The organism is Streptomyces sp. NPDC001532 (assembly GCF_040298625.1).
In the GTDB taxonomy this organism is placed as follows: domain Bacteria; phylum Actinomycetota; class Actinomycetes; order Streptomycetales; family Streptomycetaceae; genus Streptomyces.
In genome coordinates, this window is sequence record NZ_JBEPAL010000011.1 from 25,222 (window position 1) to 41,157 (window position 15,936).

Annotated in this window: 16 protein-coding genes and 1 pseudogene; 16 read left to right on the plus strand and 1 reads right to left on the minus strand. The window is 71.0% G+C overall.

The annotated features are described in order from the left end of the window. Window positions 1-146: 146 nt before the first annotated feature. From ABT232_RS13120 to prcA, 4 genes and pseudogenes are all read left to right on the plus strand, one after another. Window positions 147-365, plus strand: a complete 219-nt coding sequence (locus ABT232_RS13120; RefSeq protein ID WP_062154959.1) for a ubiquitin-like protein Pup — start codon at window positions 147-149, stop codon at window positions 363-365. A gap of 133 nt (window positions 366-498) precedes the next feature. Next, window positions 499-668: pseudogene (locus tag ABT232_RS13125) on the plus strand (endonuclease domain-containing protein); the annotation flags it as partial. Further along, the gene (prcB, locus tag ABT232_RS13130; RefSeq protein WP_351839624.1) at window positions 620-1,468 is read left to right on the plus strand and encodes a proteasome subunit beta; all 849 of its coding nucleotides are present in this window, start codon (window positions 620-622) and stop codon (window positions 1,466-1,468) included. The pseudogene ABT232_RS13125 and the gene prcB, both read left to right, overlap by 49 nt. Window positions 1,469-1,527: 59 nt before the next feature. Then, window positions 1,528-2,295 (plus strand): proteasome subunit alpha, encoded by a 768-nt coding sequence (gene prcA, locus ABT232_RS13135; protein ID WP_351839625.1) that lies wholly within the window; start codon window positions 1,528-1,530, stop codon window positions 2,293-2,295. A 59-nt stretch (window positions 2,296-2,354) separates the two neighbouring features. Here the strand turns inward: prcA and ABT232_RS13140 are convergent, their stop codons facing one another. Continuing rightward, window positions 2,355-3,371, minus strand: a complete 1,017-nt coding sequence (locus ABT232_RS13140) for a LacI family DNA-binding transcriptional regulator (RefSeq protein ID WP_351839627.1) — start codon at window positions 3,369-3,371, stop codon at window positions 2,355-2,357. A 116-nt stretch (window positions 3,372-3,487) separates the two neighbouring features. Here ABT232_RS13140 and ABT232_RS13145 point away from each other — a divergent pair, with 116 nt between their 5' ends. The 12 genes from ABT232_RS13145 (at window position 3,488) to ABT232_RS13200 (ending at window position 15,829) form a co-directional block, all read left to right on the plus strand. Then, a complete protein-coding gene (locus ABT232_RS13145; RefSeq protein ID WP_351839629.1) occupies window positions 3,488-4,747 on the plus strand; it encodes an MFS transporter in 1,260 nt (419 codons plus the stop codon). A gap of 9 nt (window positions 4,748-4,756) precedes the next feature. Beyond that, on the plus strand, window positions 4,757-6,118 hold the full coding sequence (pafA, locus tag ABT232_RS13150) for a Pup--protein ligase (RefSeq protein ID WP_351839630.1): 1,362 nt from the start codon (window positions 4,757-4,759) through the stop codon (window positions 6,116-6,118). 132 nt (window positions 6,119-6,250) lie between these two features. Continuing rightward, complete coding sequence (locus ABT232_RS13155; RefSeq protein ID WP_351839632.1) at window positions 6,251-7,252, plus strand: FKBP-type peptidyl-prolyl cis-trans isomerase; 1,002 nt, start codon at window positions 6,251-6,253, stop codon at window positions 7,250-7,252. Between the two features lie 94 nt (window positions 7,253-7,346). Continuing rightward, on the plus strand, window positions 7,347-7,718 hold the full coding sequence (locus ABT232_RS13160; protein WP_351839633.1) for an FKBP-type peptidyl-prolyl cis-trans isomerase: 372 nt from the start codon (window positions 7,347-7,349) through the stop codon (window positions 7,716-7,718). A gap of 188 nt (window positions 7,719-7,906) precedes the next feature. Next, entirely contained in the window at window positions 7,907-8,884 is a 978-nt protein-coding gene (locus ABT232_RS13165) for a helix-turn-helix transcriptional regulator (protein ID WP_351839635.1), read from the plus strand. 16 nt (window positions 8,885-8,900) lie between these two features. Then, entirely contained in the window at window positions 8,901-9,971 is a 1,071-nt protein-coding gene (locus tag ABT232_RS13170) for a helix-turn-helix transcriptional regulator (protein ID WP_351839637.1), read from the plus strand. Continuing rightward, the gene (locus ABT232_RS13175) at window positions 9,968-10,258 is read left to right on the plus strand and encodes a hypothetical protein (protein ID WP_351839639.1); all 291 of its coding nucleotides are present in this window, start codon (window positions 9,968-9,970) and stop codon (window positions 10,256-10,258) included. The genes ABT232_RS13170 and ABT232_RS13175 overlap by 4 nt, the downstream gene beginning before the upstream one ends. Before the next feature lie 20 nt (window positions 10,259-10,278). Then, window positions 10,279-10,473, plus strand: coding sequence for a hypothetical protein (locus ABT232_RS13180; RefSeq protein WP_351839641.1), 195 nt, complete (start codon window positions 10,279-10,281; stop codon window positions 10,471-10,473). A gap of 261 nt (window positions 10,474-10,734) precedes the next feature. Continuing rightward, complete coding sequence (gene tatA / locus ABT232_RS13185; RefSeq protein WP_351839643.1) at window positions 10,735-11,016, plus strand: Sec-independent protein translocase subunit TatA; 282 nt, start codon at window positions 10,735-10,737, stop codon at window positions 11,014-11,016. 47 nt (window positions 11,017-11,063) lie between these two features. After that, on the plus strand, window positions 11,064-12,014 hold the full coding sequence (tatC, locus tag ABT232_RS13190; RefSeq protein WP_351839645.1) for a twin-arginine translocase subunit TatC: 951 nt from the start codon (window positions 11,064-11,066) through the stop codon (window positions 12,012-12,014). Between the two features lie 31 nt (window positions 12,015-12,045). After that, a complete protein-coding gene (locus tag ABT232_RS13195; protein ID WP_351839647.1) occupies window positions 12,046-12,936 on the plus strand; it encodes a diacylglycerol kinase in 891 nt (296 codons plus the stop codon). A gap of 40 nt (window positions 12,937-12,976) precedes the next feature. Beyond that, a complete protein-coding gene (locus tag ABT232_RS13200) occupies window positions 12,977-15,829 on the plus strand; it encodes a DEAD/DEAH box helicase (RefSeq protein ID WP_351839649.1) in 2,853 nt (950 codons plus the stop codon). Window positions 15,830-15,936 lie beyond the last annotated feature (107 nt).

Genomic DNA, 15,936 nt, shown 5'->3' on the forward strand with positions numbered 1-15,936 from the left:
CGGACAGGGTGGAAAACACCGGGTCCGGGAATCATCGAGACGGGCCCCGTACGTTGAGGAAACTGCGGGGCCATTGTCGGACCCGGCTTGTAGGGTCTGATCTTGACCGAGCAACTGTGTCGGGCGAACCGAGCGGGGTGAGGGTTATGGCGACCAAGGACACCGGCGGCGGACAGCAGAAGGCCACCCGGTCCACGGAGGAGGTCGAGGAGCAGGCGGCAGAGGCGCAGGCTTCCGAGGACCTCAAGGAGCGTCACGAGAAGCTGAGCGACGACGTGGACTCGGTCCTGGACGAGATCGACGACGTCCTCGAGGAGAACGCAGAGGACTTCGTGCGTTCGTTCGTGCAAAAGGGTGGCCAGTAAAGGTATCCCGCCTCGTCCTCCTCTGAGCCGAAGGTCCATGGAGGTCTGAGGAACGCCCGGAAGGCGAGACACCGGCGCGGTGCCGGGAGCGTGTGGCAGGGATGCCTGCCGTGCGCGACCGGTGCCGCGCCGTATCTGCCGAACCGCTTCCGCCACGCATGTGGATCACCGCCGGAAGACGGGTAGGGTCCGTGGCGTAACGTGCTTCAACTGCAATTCCGGCCTCGGCCTGTTGACTACTTGGAAGGAAACGCGTGGAAGCCAACACTCGTAGCACCGGGCGTCTACCAGCAGCCTTCCTGACGCCTGGATCCTCTTCGTTCATGGACTTCCTGTCGGAGCACCAGCCCGAGCTGCTGCCCGGCAAGCGCCAACTGCCCCCCACCCAGGGCGTGATCGAGGCGCCGCACGGCACGACCATCGTCGCCGTGTCGTTCCCCGGCGGCGTGGTGCTCGCCGGTGACCGGCGCGCCACGATGGGCAATGTCATCGCGCAGCGGGACATCGAGAAGGTCTTCCCGGCGGACGAGTACTCGGCCGTCGGCATCGCCGGCACCGCCGGTCTGGCCGTCGAGATGGTCAAGCTGTTCCAGCTGGAACTCGAACACTTCGAGAAGGTGGAGGGCGCCCAGCTCTCGCTGGAGGGCAAGGCCAACCGCCTGTCGACGATGATCCGGGCCAACCTCGGCATGGCCATGCAGGGCCTCGCCGTGGTCCCGCTCTTCGCCGGCTACGACCTGGACCGCGGCAAGGGCCGCATCTTCTCCTACGACGTGACGGGCGGCCGCTCCGAGGAGCAGCAGGGCTACGCGGCCACCGGCTCCGGCTCGATCTTCGCGCGCGGCGCCATGAAGAAGCTCTTCCGCGACGACCTCACCGAGGAGCAGGCCACCACGCTGGTGGTGCAGGCCCTGTACGACGCGGCAGACGACGACTCGGCGACCGGTGGTCCCGATGTCGCCCGCCGGATCTACCCCATCGTCACCGTGATCACCGAGGACGGCTTCCGCCGGCTCACCGAGGACGAGTCCTCGCAGATCGCCCGCTCGGTGCTGGAGCGGCGGCTGGAGCAGCCCGACGGCCCGCGGGCCGAGCTGCTCTGACCGCGGGCGCTGTTGTCTCAGGTGATCCAGTGACTTCCACAGAAAGGGACGGATAACCGGTGTCGACGCCGTTCTATGTCTCACCCCAGCAGGCCATGGCCGACCGGGCCGAGTACGCCCGCAAGGGCATCGCCCGCGGCCGCAGCCTGGTCGTGCTGCAGTACGCCGACGGCATCGTCTTCGTCGGCGAGAACCCGTCCCGCGCGCTGCACAAGTTCAGCGAGATCTACGACCGGATCGGCTTCGCCGCGGCGGGCAAGTACAACGAGTACGAGAACCTGCGCATCGGCGGCGTGCGCTACGCCGACCTGCGCGGTTACACCTACGACCGGGACGACGTCACTGCGCGGGGCCTGGCCAACGTCTACGCCCAGACGCTGGGCACGATCTTCTCCAGCGTGGGCGAGAAGCCGTACGAGGTGGAGCTGGTCGTCGCCGAGGTCGGGGAGACGCCGGAGTCCGACCAGATCTACCGGCTGCCGCACGACGGCTCGATCGTGGACGAGCACGGCTCGGTCGCGGTGGGCGGCAACGCCGAGCTGATCAGCAGCTACCTCGATCAGCGCCACCAGGACGGCATGACCCTGTCGGGGGCGCTGAAGCTGGCCGTGCAGGCGCTGTCCCGCGAGTCCAACGGCACCCAGCGGGAGATCCCCGCGGAGCGCCTGGAGGTCGCGGTGCTGGACCGCACGCGTCCGCAGAAGCGCAAGTTCAAGCGGATCGTCGGCGGTCAGCTGTCGCGCCTGCTGGCGGAGGGCACCACCACGCAGACGGAGAGCGAGTCGTCCGCGGAGCCCTCGGAGTCCGACACGGAGTCCGGCGAGTAGTCGCGCTCCCGCCTCTTCGCGCATGCCCCGGCTCCGTCAGGCGCCGGGGCACGGTGCGTTCAGAGGGCCGGTGGAGGCGCCGTGGAGCCGCGGACGACCAGTTCCACCGGAATGTCGCCGCGGGCGGGCCTACGGCCCTCCAGGACGTCCAGCAGGGCCCGCATCCCGTGCTCCCCGAACAGCTCGGCGTCCAGCCGGACCGTGGTGAGCTCCGGATCGATGGCGGTCGCCAGGGCCAGGTCGTCGAGACCGGTGACGGAGATGTCGTCGGGGATGCGCAGACCGAGCCGGCGGGCCGCCTTGTAGGCGCCGGCCGCGAGCTTGTCGTCGTCGCACACCACCGCGGTGGGCCGGGGGCCGGGCGCGGTGAGCGCGGCCTCGGCGGCGGCCCGCGCGCCCTCGATGGAGATCGGCGCGGGCGCGGTGCGCACGGTGGTGTCCGGCACCGCGCCGACCCGGGCGGCCAGCTCACGGGCGCGCACCTCGAAGGTCCAGGAGGGCACGTCGGCGGCCAGGTGCAGGAAGCGGCGGTGGCCGAGACCGAGGAGATGCTCGGCGACCTGCCGGACCCCGTCGGCGATGTCCAGGTTGACGGTCGCCGCGCCCAGGCTGCCCTCCGGATCGCTGTCCAGCATCACCAGCGGCAGCTGGTCGCCGCGGATGGCGGTGAGGGCGTCGGCGGCCATGGAGGAGGCGATGACACCGTCCAGGGCGGCCTCGGCGGACGCGAAGGGGTCGCGGGCGGGGCCGATGCCCTCGGGGGAGGGGTACAGGACCACGCCGAAGCCGTGGGCGGCGGCCACCCGGGCGGCACCGGTGTAGACGCCGGCGAAGAACTCGGTGGTCAGGACGGGGACCACCAGGAGGACGGTCCGGGTGCGCCCGAGGCGCAGGTTGCGGGCGGCGAGGTTGGGCCGGTAGCCCAGCTCCCGGGCGGCCTCGCGGACCCGCTCGGCGGTGGCCTCGGAGACCCGGCCGCGCCACTTGCCGCCGAGCACCAGCGACACGGCGGCCTGGGAGACCCCGGCGGCCTCGGCGACGTCGCGGCTCGTGGGGCGGGTGCTGGCTCGGGCCACCGTCGGGTGCTCCTTGGTCGGGGTCGCGCCCGGGCCTCGCCTGGACGTGCGAACTGCGCACATGGTACGTATGACGGAGGACGTTATACGTAAAACCTGAGCCGGAGGACGGGACCATGGCCGCGGGATACCTGGAGATCCTCAGGGCGAGGCACGCCGCCCGGCTGCTCACGGGCACGCTGGTGGGACGGCTGCCCAACGCCACCGCCGCGATCGCGATCGTGCTGTTCATCCGCGCGGAGGGCGGTTCCTACAGCCTCGCCGGAGCCCTCGCCGCCGTCTACGGCGTCGCCAACGCCGTCGGGCAGCCGCTGCTCGGGCGGCTGGTGGACCTGCACGGGCAGCCGCGGGTCCAGCTGCCCGCCGCCGTCCTGTCGGCCCTGGCGATGGCCGTCTTCGCCCTCGCCGGCACCCAGCCGCCCGCGCTGTCCTACGCCGCCGTGGCCCTGGCCGGGCTGTTCACGCCGCCGCTGGAGGGCGGGCTGCGGGCGCTGTGGCCGTCCGTGCTGCGCAAGGAGGACCAGGTGCACACCGCGTACGCCATGGACGCGGTGGCCCAGGAGGTCATGTTCACCGTCGGACCGCTGCTGGTCACGTTGTGCACCGCGCTGTGGTCCGCGCAGGCGGCGCTGCTGGTCCTGAACGTCATCGGGGTGCTCGGCGCGCTCTCCGTGGTCCTGTCGCCGCCCTCGCGCGCGTGGCGGTCGGCTCCGCGCGAGGCGCACTGGCTGGGCGCCCTGCGCTCGCCCGGGCTGATCGCCCTGCTCGGCGCGTTCCTCTTCGTCGGCGTGGCGCTCGGCTCCATCACCGTCGCGGCCGTCTCGTACGCCGACGACCACGGCGGGGACGCCGTCTACGGCTGGCTGATGGCGGCCCTGGGGCTGGGCGCGCTGGTCGGCGGCGCCGGCTACGGGGCCCGCCGGTGGAGTGGCGCGCCGGAGCGGCGACTGAGGGTGCTGGTGGGCCTGCTGGCGGTCTGTTACCTGCCGCTGCTGCTGATGCCGGGACCGGTCGCCATGACCGCGCTCGCGGCGCTCTCCGGCGTCTTCCTCGCCCCGGCCATCGCCTGCGCGTTCGTCATCGTGGACCGGCACGCCCCGCGGGGGACGGTGACCGAGGCGTTCTCCTGGCTGGTGACCACCTTCACCGTCGGTGCCTCGGTGGGGACGGGTCTGACCGGGCCGGTCGTCGAGTGGGGCGGAGCGGTGTGGGGATTCGCCGTGCCGGGTGCCGCCGGTGGGGTGTCCCTGGTGGTCCTGCTCGCCACCGGACGGGTCCTCGCAGCTCCCGCGCGGACCGCGGTCGTTGCGTCTTCATCGGAAAATGATCCAAATCGTGCCGTCGAACCCCGTTTCAGCTCAGGGGATCGGGCGTAATGTTCAGTCATGGACCGCCGCATTTTCGGGCTGGAGAACGAGTACGGCGTCACGTGCACGTTCAGGGGACAGCGCCGCCTGTCGCCTGACGAGGTGGCGCGGTACCTCTTCCGCCGTGTCGTGTCATGGGGCCGCAGCAGCAATGTCTTTCTGCGAAACGGCGCCCGGCTCTATCTCGACGTGGGCTCACATCCGGAATACGCCACACCCGAATGTGACAATGTGACCGAACTGGTCACCCACGACAAGGCCGGGGAGCGCATTCTCGAAGGACTCCTGGTGGACGCGGAACGACGCCTGCACGAGGAGGGAATCGCGGGCGACGTCTACCTCTTCAAGAACAACACCGACTCGGCGGGCAACTCCTACGGGTGCCACGAGAACTACTTGGTGGCACGGCACGGGGAGTTCTCGCGACTCGCGGACATTCTCATCCCGTTCCTCGTGACCCGCCAGCTGCTGTGCGGTGCCGGCAAGGTGCTGCAGACGCCGCGCGGTGCCGTGTACTGCGTGAGCCAGCGGGCCGAGCACATCTGGGAGGGCGTCTCCTCGGCGACGACCCGCTCCCGGCCCATCATCAACACCCGCGACGAGCCGCACGCGGACGCCGAGCGCTACCGCCGGCTGCATGTCATCGTGGGCGACTCGAACATGTCCGAGACGACCATGCTGCTCAAGGTCGGCGCCACCGACCTGGTGCTGCGCATGATCGAGGCGGGCACGGTGATGCGCGACCTGACCCTGGAGAACCCGATCCGGGCGATCCGCGAGGTCAGCCACGACATCACGGGCCGCCGCAAGGTGCGCCTGGCCAGCGGCCGGGAGGCCTCCGCGCTGGAGGTGCAGCGCGAGTACTACGAGAAGGCCGTGGACTTCTGCGAGCGGCGCGGCATCCGCACCGGCACCGTCGAGCAGGTGCTGGAGCTGTGGGGCCGCACGCTGGACTCGATCGAGAGCGAGGACCTCGACCGCATCGACACCGAGATCGACTGGGTCATGAAGTACAAGCTCATCGAGCGGTACCGCGCCAAGCACAACATGACCATGTCGCATCCGCGGGTCGCCCAGATAGACCTCGCCTATCACGACATCCACCGCCGTCGTGGTCTGTACTACCTGCTGGAGAAGAAGGGTCAAGCGGCCCGGATCTGCAACGACTTGAAGATCTTCGAAGGCAAGTCGGTGCCGCCGCAGACCACTCGGGCGCGGCTGCGCGGCGACTTCATCCGGCGGGCGCAGGAGCAGCGCCGGGATTTCACGGTCGACTGGGTGCATCTCAAGCTCAACGACCAGGCACAGCGCACCGTGTTGTGCAAGGACCCGTTCCGCTCCGTCGACGACCGGGTGGAGAAGTTGATCGCCGGAATGTGAGCCGGCCGTGCTTTCCGGCCGCACGGCCGGAACGCCACACGGGCGCCGTACGTTACCCGTACGGCGCCCTTCGCACGCCGTAGAGTTGCGCGCACGCCATCCACAAGATCGACCGATTACGAGGCCCCCATCGTGCGCCGACGCTCACTCATGATTGCCGTTCCCGCCGGACTGGTCACGCTCGCCGGGTGCGGCGACGACAAGGCCGATTCGAGCAAGGCCACCGACAGCGCCTCGCCCTCCGCGGGGGCCACGTCGGCCGCGCCGTCGCCGAAGATCGTGGACGGTCCGCTGCCGGCGATCACGGCGGGCACCCAGTTCGACGAGAAGCCGACGGTGGCCAAGGGCAGCGGCGACCCGTCGAAGGACCTCGCGGTGAAGACGGTCATCGCGGGCGGCGGCACCACCGTGGCCGAGGGCGACTACGTCCAGGCGAACTACCTGGGCCAGATCTGGGACACCGCGAAGGTGTTCGACAACTCCTACGACCGCAAGACCCCGCTGGTCATCCAGCTCGCCCAGGGCAGCATCATCGACGGCTGGCGCTACGCGCTCACCGGCAAGAAGACCGACAGCCGTGTGCAGTTCTCGGTGCCCCCGACGTGGGGGTACGGCGAGCAGGGCCAGTCCCAGGCGGGCATCAAGGGCACCGACACGCTGGTGTTCGTCGTGGACCTCCAGGCGACCTACAACTCCAAGAGCTCCGCCAAGGGCACGGACGTCGCGCAGGACGACACGAACCTGCCGAAGGTCGGCACCAACACAGACGGCAAGGCGCCCTCGATCGAGGTCCCGAAGGTGGACGCGCCGAAGAAGCTGGTGGCGAACTACGTCATCGAGGGCGACGGCGCCGAGGTCGGGGCCGAGGACAGCGTGCTCGTGCAGTACAAGGGCGTGCAGTGGGCGGGCGGCAAGGAGTTCGACTCCACCTACAGCCGCAAGTCGCTGACGTCCTTCTCGCTCCAGCAGGTCGTCAAGGGCTGGTCGCAGGGCCTGACGGGCAAGAAGGTCGGCAGCCGTGTGCTGATCGTCATCCCGCCGGACCTGGGCTACGGCGACAACCCGCCGAGCGGCAGCGGTATCGCCAAGGGCGCCACGCTGGTCTTCTCGGTGGACATCCTCGCCAAGATGTGAGGCTCCGCCGTCCGCTGGAGTGGCCGGCCACGGGAGCGGGCGCCGGGATGAAAGACTGAGCGCGTTCGTTGTCGTACACATGCAGGAGCCAAGAGTGAGCATCGACAAGCCCGAGATCGACTTCCCGGGCGGCGAGCCCCCGGCGGACCTCGAGATCAAGGACATCTGGGAGGGCGACGGTGCCGTGGCGCAGGCGGGCCAGACCGTCACCGTCCACTACGTGGGCGTCGCCTTCAGCACCGGTGAGGAGTTCGACGCGAGCTGGAACCGGGGCACTCCGTTCCGTTTCCCGCTGGGCGCCGGCCGGGTCATCGCGGGCTGGGACCAGGGCGTGCAGGGCATGAAGGTCGGCGGCCGTCGCCAGCTGACCATCCCCGCCCACCTCGCCTACGGCGACCAGAGCCCGACCCCGGCGATCAAGCCCGGCGAGACCCTGATCTTCGTGGTGGACCTGCTCGGGGTCTGATCGTCGTACCGGAGTCGTGAGCGATCAGGAGACGTTCGGATCGGCGTAAGGACTGCGTCCAAGATCCGATCGTTTCCGATCACCTGGGGCCCATGCCTGTCCGGGCATGGGCCCTCCGCTTTTGCCACGGCACCGCGGGGCGGTACGGTCATCGGTCGGAAGCACCATAGGGAAGGCGAAGGGCGTCGATGGCCATTGCCAAGGCCGAGCGGCTGATGAACCTGGCGCTGTGTCTGCTCGGGACGCGACGGCCGCTCAGCAAGCGCGAACTGCGTGACTCCATCGAGGCCTACGTCGAGGCCTCCGGACCGGGCAGAGGCGCGGCCGGATCGGACGACTCCTTCAACCGCATGTTCGAGCGGGACAAGGACGACCTGCGCGAGCTCGGACTGGTCATCGAGACCGTCGAGAACCTGGACGGCGAGGTCGGCTACCTGGCCCGGCGCGACAGCAACCGCCTCCCGCCGATCACCCTGGACGCCGAGGAGGCCGCCGCCCTCGGCCTGGCCGCCAAGGTCTGGCAGCAGGCCCGGCTCGCCGGCGCCGCCAGCGGCGCCCTCCAGAAGCTGCGCGCGGCCGGACTGCCCGAGGACGTGGACCCCTACGAGGCCCATGGCGCGCTGGAGCCGCGCATCCCCGTGCACGAGGCCGCCTTCGAGCCGCTGATGCTCGCCTGCCGCGACCGCCGTCCCGTGGTCTTCGAGTACCGCAAGGCCACCGCCGCCCACCCCGAGACCCGGCAGGTCGAGCCCTGGGCGCTGGAGTGCTGGCGCGGCCACTGGTACCTGGCCGGCTGGGACCGCGACCGCGGCGCCGAGCGGGTCTTCCGGCTGTCGCGGATCACCGGCAAGGTGCGCTCGCGCGGCGCGCGCTTCACCGCGCCGGTCCCCGACGTCGTCACCGTGCGCGAGACCGTCGCCGGCTGGGCGGGCGAGACCGCCGACCGCAGCGCGCGCATCCGGCTGCGCACCGGCGCCGGCTACCCGCTGCGGGCGAAGGCCACCTCGGTGCGGGAACTCGGCGACGGCTGGGACGAGTTGGAGATCCCGTACGGGCACGGGCTGGACGCCTGGCTGGTGGAGTTCGGACCGGACGTGGTGGTCCTGGAGCCCGCGGAGCTGCGGGCCGACGTGGTGGACCGGCTGCGTGCCGTCGCCAAGGGCTGAGGGGGAGCGGAGCACAGTGGCAGGCAAACCGGTCAGGCCCGTGAACGCCATCGACCAGACCCGGCGGATGCTCTCCCTGGTGACCTATCTGAGGGAGCGCCCCGGCGCCCGGATCGAGGACGTCGCCCGCGCCTTCGGCATCACCGAGGACGAACTGGTCTCCGACCTCGACGTGCTGCCCATGTGCGGCACCAGCTTCCGCGGCGGCGATCTGCTGGACATCGACACCGACGGCGAGCGGATCTGGTGGCACAACCCCGCCGCCCTGGGTGCCGACGCGGCCGAGCCGCTGCGGCTCGCCGCCGACGAGGCCACCGCGCTGCTGGTCGCCGCCCGCGCCGTGGCGACCCTGCCGGGCCTGCGCGAGAGCGACCGCCAGGCGCTGCTGCGGGCCACCGCCAAGGTGGAGACCGCGGCCGGCGAGGCGGCCGGCGCCAGCTCCCGGCTGTCGGTGACCTTCGAGTCCGAGGGCGGTGTCTTCGCCGACGTCGACCGGGCCATCTCCGAGCGCCGCCGCCTGTGGATCCGCTACTACTCGCCGGCCCGCGACGAGGTCACCGAGCGCGAGATCGACCCCATCCGGCTGGTCAGCGTCGGCCACACCTATGTCGAGGCCTGGTGCCGCCGCTCCGAGGCGCGCCGCACCTTCCGCCTCGACCGGGTCGCCGAGATCAGGATCCTCGACGAGCCGTCCGCGCCGCCCGAGGTGGAGCTGCGGGACCTGTCGGAAGGGCTGGTGCAGCCCGCCGCCGAGGACCCCGAGGTCGTCGTCGAGGTCGGGCCGGGCGGACGCTGGGTCGCCGAGTACTACCCGCACGACAGCGCCGAGGAACTGCCCGACGGCGGTCTGCGGATCAGCCTGCGCACCCCCGACCCGGCCTCGCTGCGCCGGCTCGCGCTGCGCCTCGGCCCCGACGGCCGGATCGTCGCCCCGGCCGAGCTGGCGGACAGCGCCCGCCGGGCCGCCCGCGAGGCACTGGCGGCGTACGACGGGATCGAGGACCGGGCGCCGGGCGGCGGCGGAGCCCCGGTGAGCGACGGCGCGGTGCCCGACGGACTGTTCGACAGGCAGGAGCAGGGACTGTGAGCGAGACGGCGTCCGGTGTGCGGAGTGTCTCGGCGGCCTCCGCCTTCGCCGGGATGCGCAGTGTGACCCCGGTGGTGTTCAAGGCCGGCTGCCCGGACTGCCGGGGCCGCTTCGAGCTCGCCGCGAGCGCCCTGCGGCTCGCCATCGGCGCCACCAGCCGGACCACGTTCTACTCGTTCACCTGCCCCGAGTGCGGTGTGGTCGTCCGCAAGCCGGCGGGGGAGCGGATCGTCGAGCTGCTCACCGGCGGCGGGGTACGGACCCTGCGGCTGCACTCCACCGTCTGAGACGGTCTAGGCTCGGCGTCATGTTCTGGCCGATGTTCGCGGTTGCTGTGGGGTTCCTGGGTCTCGCCGTCCTCGGTGTGCTCGCCGTGCGGGTCTTCGTGGAGGCGCGGCGCCTCGGTCGGCAGGTCACCGACTCCGCACGCCGGATCAACCGGGCCGCCGAGGACCTGGAGCGCGCCTCCGTGAGCGTGGCCCGCTCTGTGGACGCGCTGTGAGAGGCACTGTGCCGCCCCTGTGAGTCCTGCCGGTTGATGTGCTTTGGGCCGCTTCGCCCTGTCGACTTGGCCCACCCGGCAGGTACGCTGCTGGTCGCGGTACGGAAAACGAGGCCCGGACCGCGGACCGGGAGTACGCACGGGGATTGCCGGACGTTTACCCCTGAGCGTTACGATCGCTGCCGGCACGGTCGTTCGGACACATGTCCGACCGGTCGGACAGCCACCCACCCACCCGCCTCGGTGAGAAGGTAAAGACTTATGGGACGGCTCGGACCTACCGAGATCATTCTGATCCTCGTCGTCATCATCCTGCTGTTCGGTGCGAAGAAGCTTCCGGACATGGCCCGCTCGCTGGGCAAGTCCGCGCGCATCCTGAAGAGCGAGGCCAAGGCGATGAAGGAGGACGACAAGTCCGCCGCGCCGGCCGACCCGCCGCACAAGACCGACGAGCAGCCCGCTCAGCGCGTCATCCAGGCCGCCCCCGGCGACGTGACCAGCTCCCGCCCGGTCACCGAACCGACGGACACGACCAAGCGCTGACGCAGGGCCGGTGACCTCCGGCCCGCCGCACGAGATGGGAACGTGGGTTGCTGAAGTCTGCCCGCAAGAAGGAGAAGGATCCCGAGGGGCGGATGCCCCTCGCGGAGCACCTTCGTGAGCTCCGCAACCGGCTCGCGAAGGCGCTGCTGGCGATCGTGGTGGTCACGGTCGTCGCCGCCTTCTTCTACTACGACATCATCAACTTCTTCACCGAGCCGATCCTCGACAAGGTCGGCTGTTCGCAGAGCTTCGAGGAACTGGCGAAGGCGAAGGAGTCGGCCGACCCCTGCGCGCAGATCACCATCAACGGTCTGCTCACGCCGTTCACGCTCGCGCTGAAGGTCTCCCTCATGGCGGGTGTCGTGCTGGCCTCGCCGGTCTGGCTCTACCAGCTGTGGGCCTTCGTCGCGCCCGGCCTGCACCGGCACGAGAAGAAGTACGCCTACGCGTTCGTGGGCCTGGGTTTCCCGCTCTTCCTCGGTGGCGCCTTCTTCGCCTACAAGCTGCTGCCCACCACCGCCAAGGTCCTGATCGAGTTCACCCCGTTCGGCGTCGACAACCTGCTGCCGCTGGACGACCTGCTCGACCTCGTGACCCGCATGGTCGTGGTCTTCGGCCTCTCCTTCGAGCTGCCGCTGCTGCTCATCATGCTCAACCTCACCGGCGCCATCACAGGCAAGCGGATGGCCGGCTGGTGGCGCGGCATGATCATGGGCATCACGGTGTTCGCCGCCGTCGCGACGCCCAGCACCGACCCGCTGTCCATGCTGGCCCTGGCCGGGCCGATCTGGATCCTGTACTTCGTCGCGGTGGTCTTCTCGCTCGTCAACGACGCCCGTCGCCGACGCCGTGAGGCCCTGGGCCCCGCCGACGACGAGGCCTCCGAGCTGGACCTGACGCCCGAGGACATCGGCGAGGTCGAGGCCGTCGCCGCCGCTCCCGCGCTGCCCGAGCAGGCGACCAGGGACCGGGTCAACGGTTATGACGACGTGACCTGAGGACCGCCGGGCACCTCGTAAGGTCGCTTCCGTGACCAGCGAGATCACCCTCTTCGTCAACCCCACCGCGGGCCGCGGCCGGGGCGCCCACGCGGCGCAGCCGGCCGCTTCCGCGTTGCGGGCGGCCGGTTTCTCGGTCCGGACGGTCCTCGGGGAGCACGCCGAGGACGCCCTCGCCCGGGCGCGGTCCGCCGTGGCCGACGGCACCGGCGCGCTGATAGCCGTCGGCGGGGACGGCATGGTGAATCTGGCGCTCCAGGCCGTCGCCGGCACCCGCACCCCGCTCGGCCTGGTCGCGGTCGGCACCGGCAACGACTTCGCCCGCGCCCTCGGCCTGCCGGTGCGCGACCCGGCCGCCGCGGGACGGCTGATCGCCGACGCCCTCAAGGGCGACCGGCTGAGCGACATCGACCTCGGCCGGGTCGGGGACCGCTGGTTCGGCACCGTGCTGGCCTCCGGCTTCGACTCCCGCGTCAACGACCGCGGCAACCGGATGCGGTGGCCGGCCGGCCGCCTCAAGTACGACCTCGCGATGCTCGCCGAGCTGGCCGCGTTCCGCCCGTTCCCGTACCGGATCACCCTCGACGACGGAGCCGTACGGGAGATCGAGGCGACCCTGGTCGCGGTCGGGAACGGGTCGTCGTACGGCGGCGGCATGCGCATCTGTCCCGGCGCGGACCTCACCGACGGGCTGTTCGACGTCACCGTGGTCGGCGACTGCTCCCGCCGGACGCTGCTGCGGGTCTTCCCGACGGTGTACCGGGGCGGGCACGTGACCCATCCCGCGGTCTCCGTGCACCGCGCCACGAAGGTCGAGCTCATGGCCGAGGGGATCACCGGCTACGCGGACGGCGAACCGCTCGGCCCGCTGCCGCTGACCGCGCGCTGCGTTCCCGGAGCGGTGCGGGTGGCGGGCCGCTGAGCTGCGGCTATCACCGCATCCACAGGACCGGATCCGGATAATGATCGTCCTGTTGTCAGTGCGGCCCGGTACGCTCGAAAGCACGATGACACAGGACCTCTCACCGGCCGAGCGGTACGCGGCAGCCCGCAGGCGGGCAGCCGAGCAGGCCACCGCGCTCGCGTCCTTCCGCGAGATGTACGACTTCGGTCTCGACCCCTTCCAGATCGAGGCCTGCAAGGCACTTGAGGCGGGCAAGGGCGTGCTCGTCGCCGCCCCCACCGGCTCCGGCAAGACGATCGTGGGCGAGTTCGCCGTCCACCTCGCGCTGCAGCAGGGCAAGAAGTGCTTCTACACGACACCCATCAAGGCGCTGTCGAACCAGAAGTACGCCGACCTGTGCCGCCGTTACGGCGCGGACAAGGTCGGCCTGCTGACCGGTGACAACAGCGTCAACTCCGACGCCCCCGTGGTCGTGATGACCACCGAGGTGTTGCGGAACATGCTGTACGCGGGCTCCCAGACCCTGCTCGGCCTCGGTCATGTGGTCATGGACGAGGTGCACTACCTCTCCGACCGCTTCCGCGGCGCGGTCTGGGAAGAGGTGATCATCCACCTCCCCGAGTCGGTGACGCTGGTGTCGCTGTCCGCGACCGTGTCCAACGCCGAGGAGTTCGGCGACTGGCTGGACACCGTCCGCGGCGACACCGAGGTGATCGTCTCCGAGCACCGGCCCGTGCCGCTGTTCCAGCACGTGCTCGCCGGGCGCCGGATGTACGACCTGTTCGAGGAGGGCGAGGGCCACCGCAGGGCCGTCAACCCCGACCTCACCCGCATGGCCCGGATGGAGGCCTCCCGGCCCTCGTACCAGGACCGCCGGCGGGGCCGGGCGATGCGCGAGGCCGACCGGGAGCGGGAGCGGCGGCAGCGCTCACGGGTGTGGACGCCGAGCCGGCCCGAGGTGATCGAGCGGCTGGACGCCGAGGGGCTGCTGCCCGCGATCACCTTCATCTTCAGCCGCGCCGCCTGCGAGGCCGCCGTCCAGCAGTGCCTGTACGCGGGACTGCGGCTCAACGACGAGGAGGCGCGCGAGCGGGTGCGGTCCCTGGTCGAGGAGCGCACCGCCTCGATCCCGCGTGAGGACCTGCACGTCCTCGGGTACTACGAGTGGCTGGAGGGCCTGGAGCGCGGTATCGCCGCCCACCACGCGGGCATGCTGCCGACCTTCAAGGAGGTCGTCGAGGAGCTGTTCGTCCGCGGGCTGGTCAAGGCCGTCTTCGCGACCGAGACGCTGGCGCTGGGCATCAACATGCCGGCGCGCTCGGTGGTGCTGGAGAAGCTGGTCAAGTGGAACGGCGAGCAGCACGCCGACATCACCCCGGGCGAGTACACCCAGCTGACCGGCCGCGCCGGGCGTCGAGGCATCGACGTCGAGGGACACGCCGTCGTGCTGTGGCAGCGCGGGATGAGCCCGGAGCACCTGGCCGGACTCGCGGGCACCCGGACGTATCCGCTGCGGTCCAGCTTCAAGCCGTCGTACAACATGGCGGTCAACCTGGTCGAGCAGTTCGGGCGGCATCGCTCGCGCGAGCTGCTGGAGACCTCGTTCGCCCAGTTCCAGGCGGACAAGTCGGTCGTCGGCATCTCCCGGCAGGTGCAGCGCAACGAGGAGGGCCTGGAGGGCTACAAGGACTCCATGACCTGCCACCTCGGCGACTTCGAGGAGTACGCGCGACTGCGGCGGGAGCTGAAGGACCGCGAGACCGAGCTGGCCCGGCAGGGCGCGTCGCAGCGGCGCGCCGAGGCCGCCGTGGCGCTGGAGCGGCTCAAGCCCGGTGACGTCATCCACGTGCCGACCGGCAAGTACGCGGGGCTGGCGCTGGTGCTCGACCCGGGGCTGCCGGCCGGGCGGTCCAACGGCCACCGCGGCCTGGAGTACCACGACGGGCCGCGTCCGCTGGTGCTGACCGCCGAGCGGCAGGTGAAGCGGCTGGCGGCGATCGACTTCCCGGTGCCGGTCGAGCCGCTGGAGCGGATGCGGATCCCCAAGTCGTTCAACCCGCGCTCGCCGCAGTCCCGTCGGGACCTGGCGTCGGCGCTGCGCACCAAGGCCGGGCACATCCCGCCCGAGCGGCACCGCAAGCGGCGGTCGCAGGCCGCGGACGACCGGGAGATCGCCCGGCTGCGCACGGCCCTGCGGGCCCACCCCTGCCACGGGTGCAACGACCGCGAGGACCACGCGCGGTGGGCCGAGCGCTACCACCGGCTCAAGCGGGACACCTCGCAGCTGGAGCGCCGGATCGAGGGACGCACGAACACCATCGCGCGGACCTTCGACCGGATCGTGGCGCTGCTGACCGAGCTGGACTACCTGCGCGACGACGAGGTCACCGAGCACGGCAAGCGGCTCGCCCGGCTCTACGGCGAACTGGACCTGCTGGCCAGCGAGTGCCTGCGGGCCGGGGTCTGGGAAGGGCTCAGCCCCGCCGAACTCGCCGCCTGTGTCTCCGCGTTGGTGTACGAGTCGCGGGTCAGCGACGACGCGATGGCGCCGAAGCTGCCGTCCGGCAAGGCCAAGGCCGCGCTCGGCGAGATGGTGCGGATCTGGGGCCGGCTGGACGCCCTGGAGGAGGAGTACCGCATCAACCAGACCGAGGGCGTCGGACAGCGGGAGCCGGATCTCGGGTTCGCCTGGGCCGCGTACATGTGGGCCTCCGGCAAGGGCCTCGACGAGGTGCTGCGCGAGGCGGAGATGCCGGCGGGCGACTTCGTGCGCTGGTGCAAGCAGGTGATCGACGTGCTGGGGCAGATCCAGGCCGCCGCGCCCTCGGCGGGCTCCACGGTGCCGAAGAACGCCCGCAAGGCGGTCGAGGAACTGCTGCGCGGGGTCGTCGCCTACTCGTCGGTGGGGTAGCCGCCGCGCCTCTTCCGGCGCTGTGACGAGGGCCGTTCACCGCTCGAGGTGAACGGCTTTCGTATGCCCGTTCGCCGTTACCCACGGTGTGCGAGTGAATCCCGAGC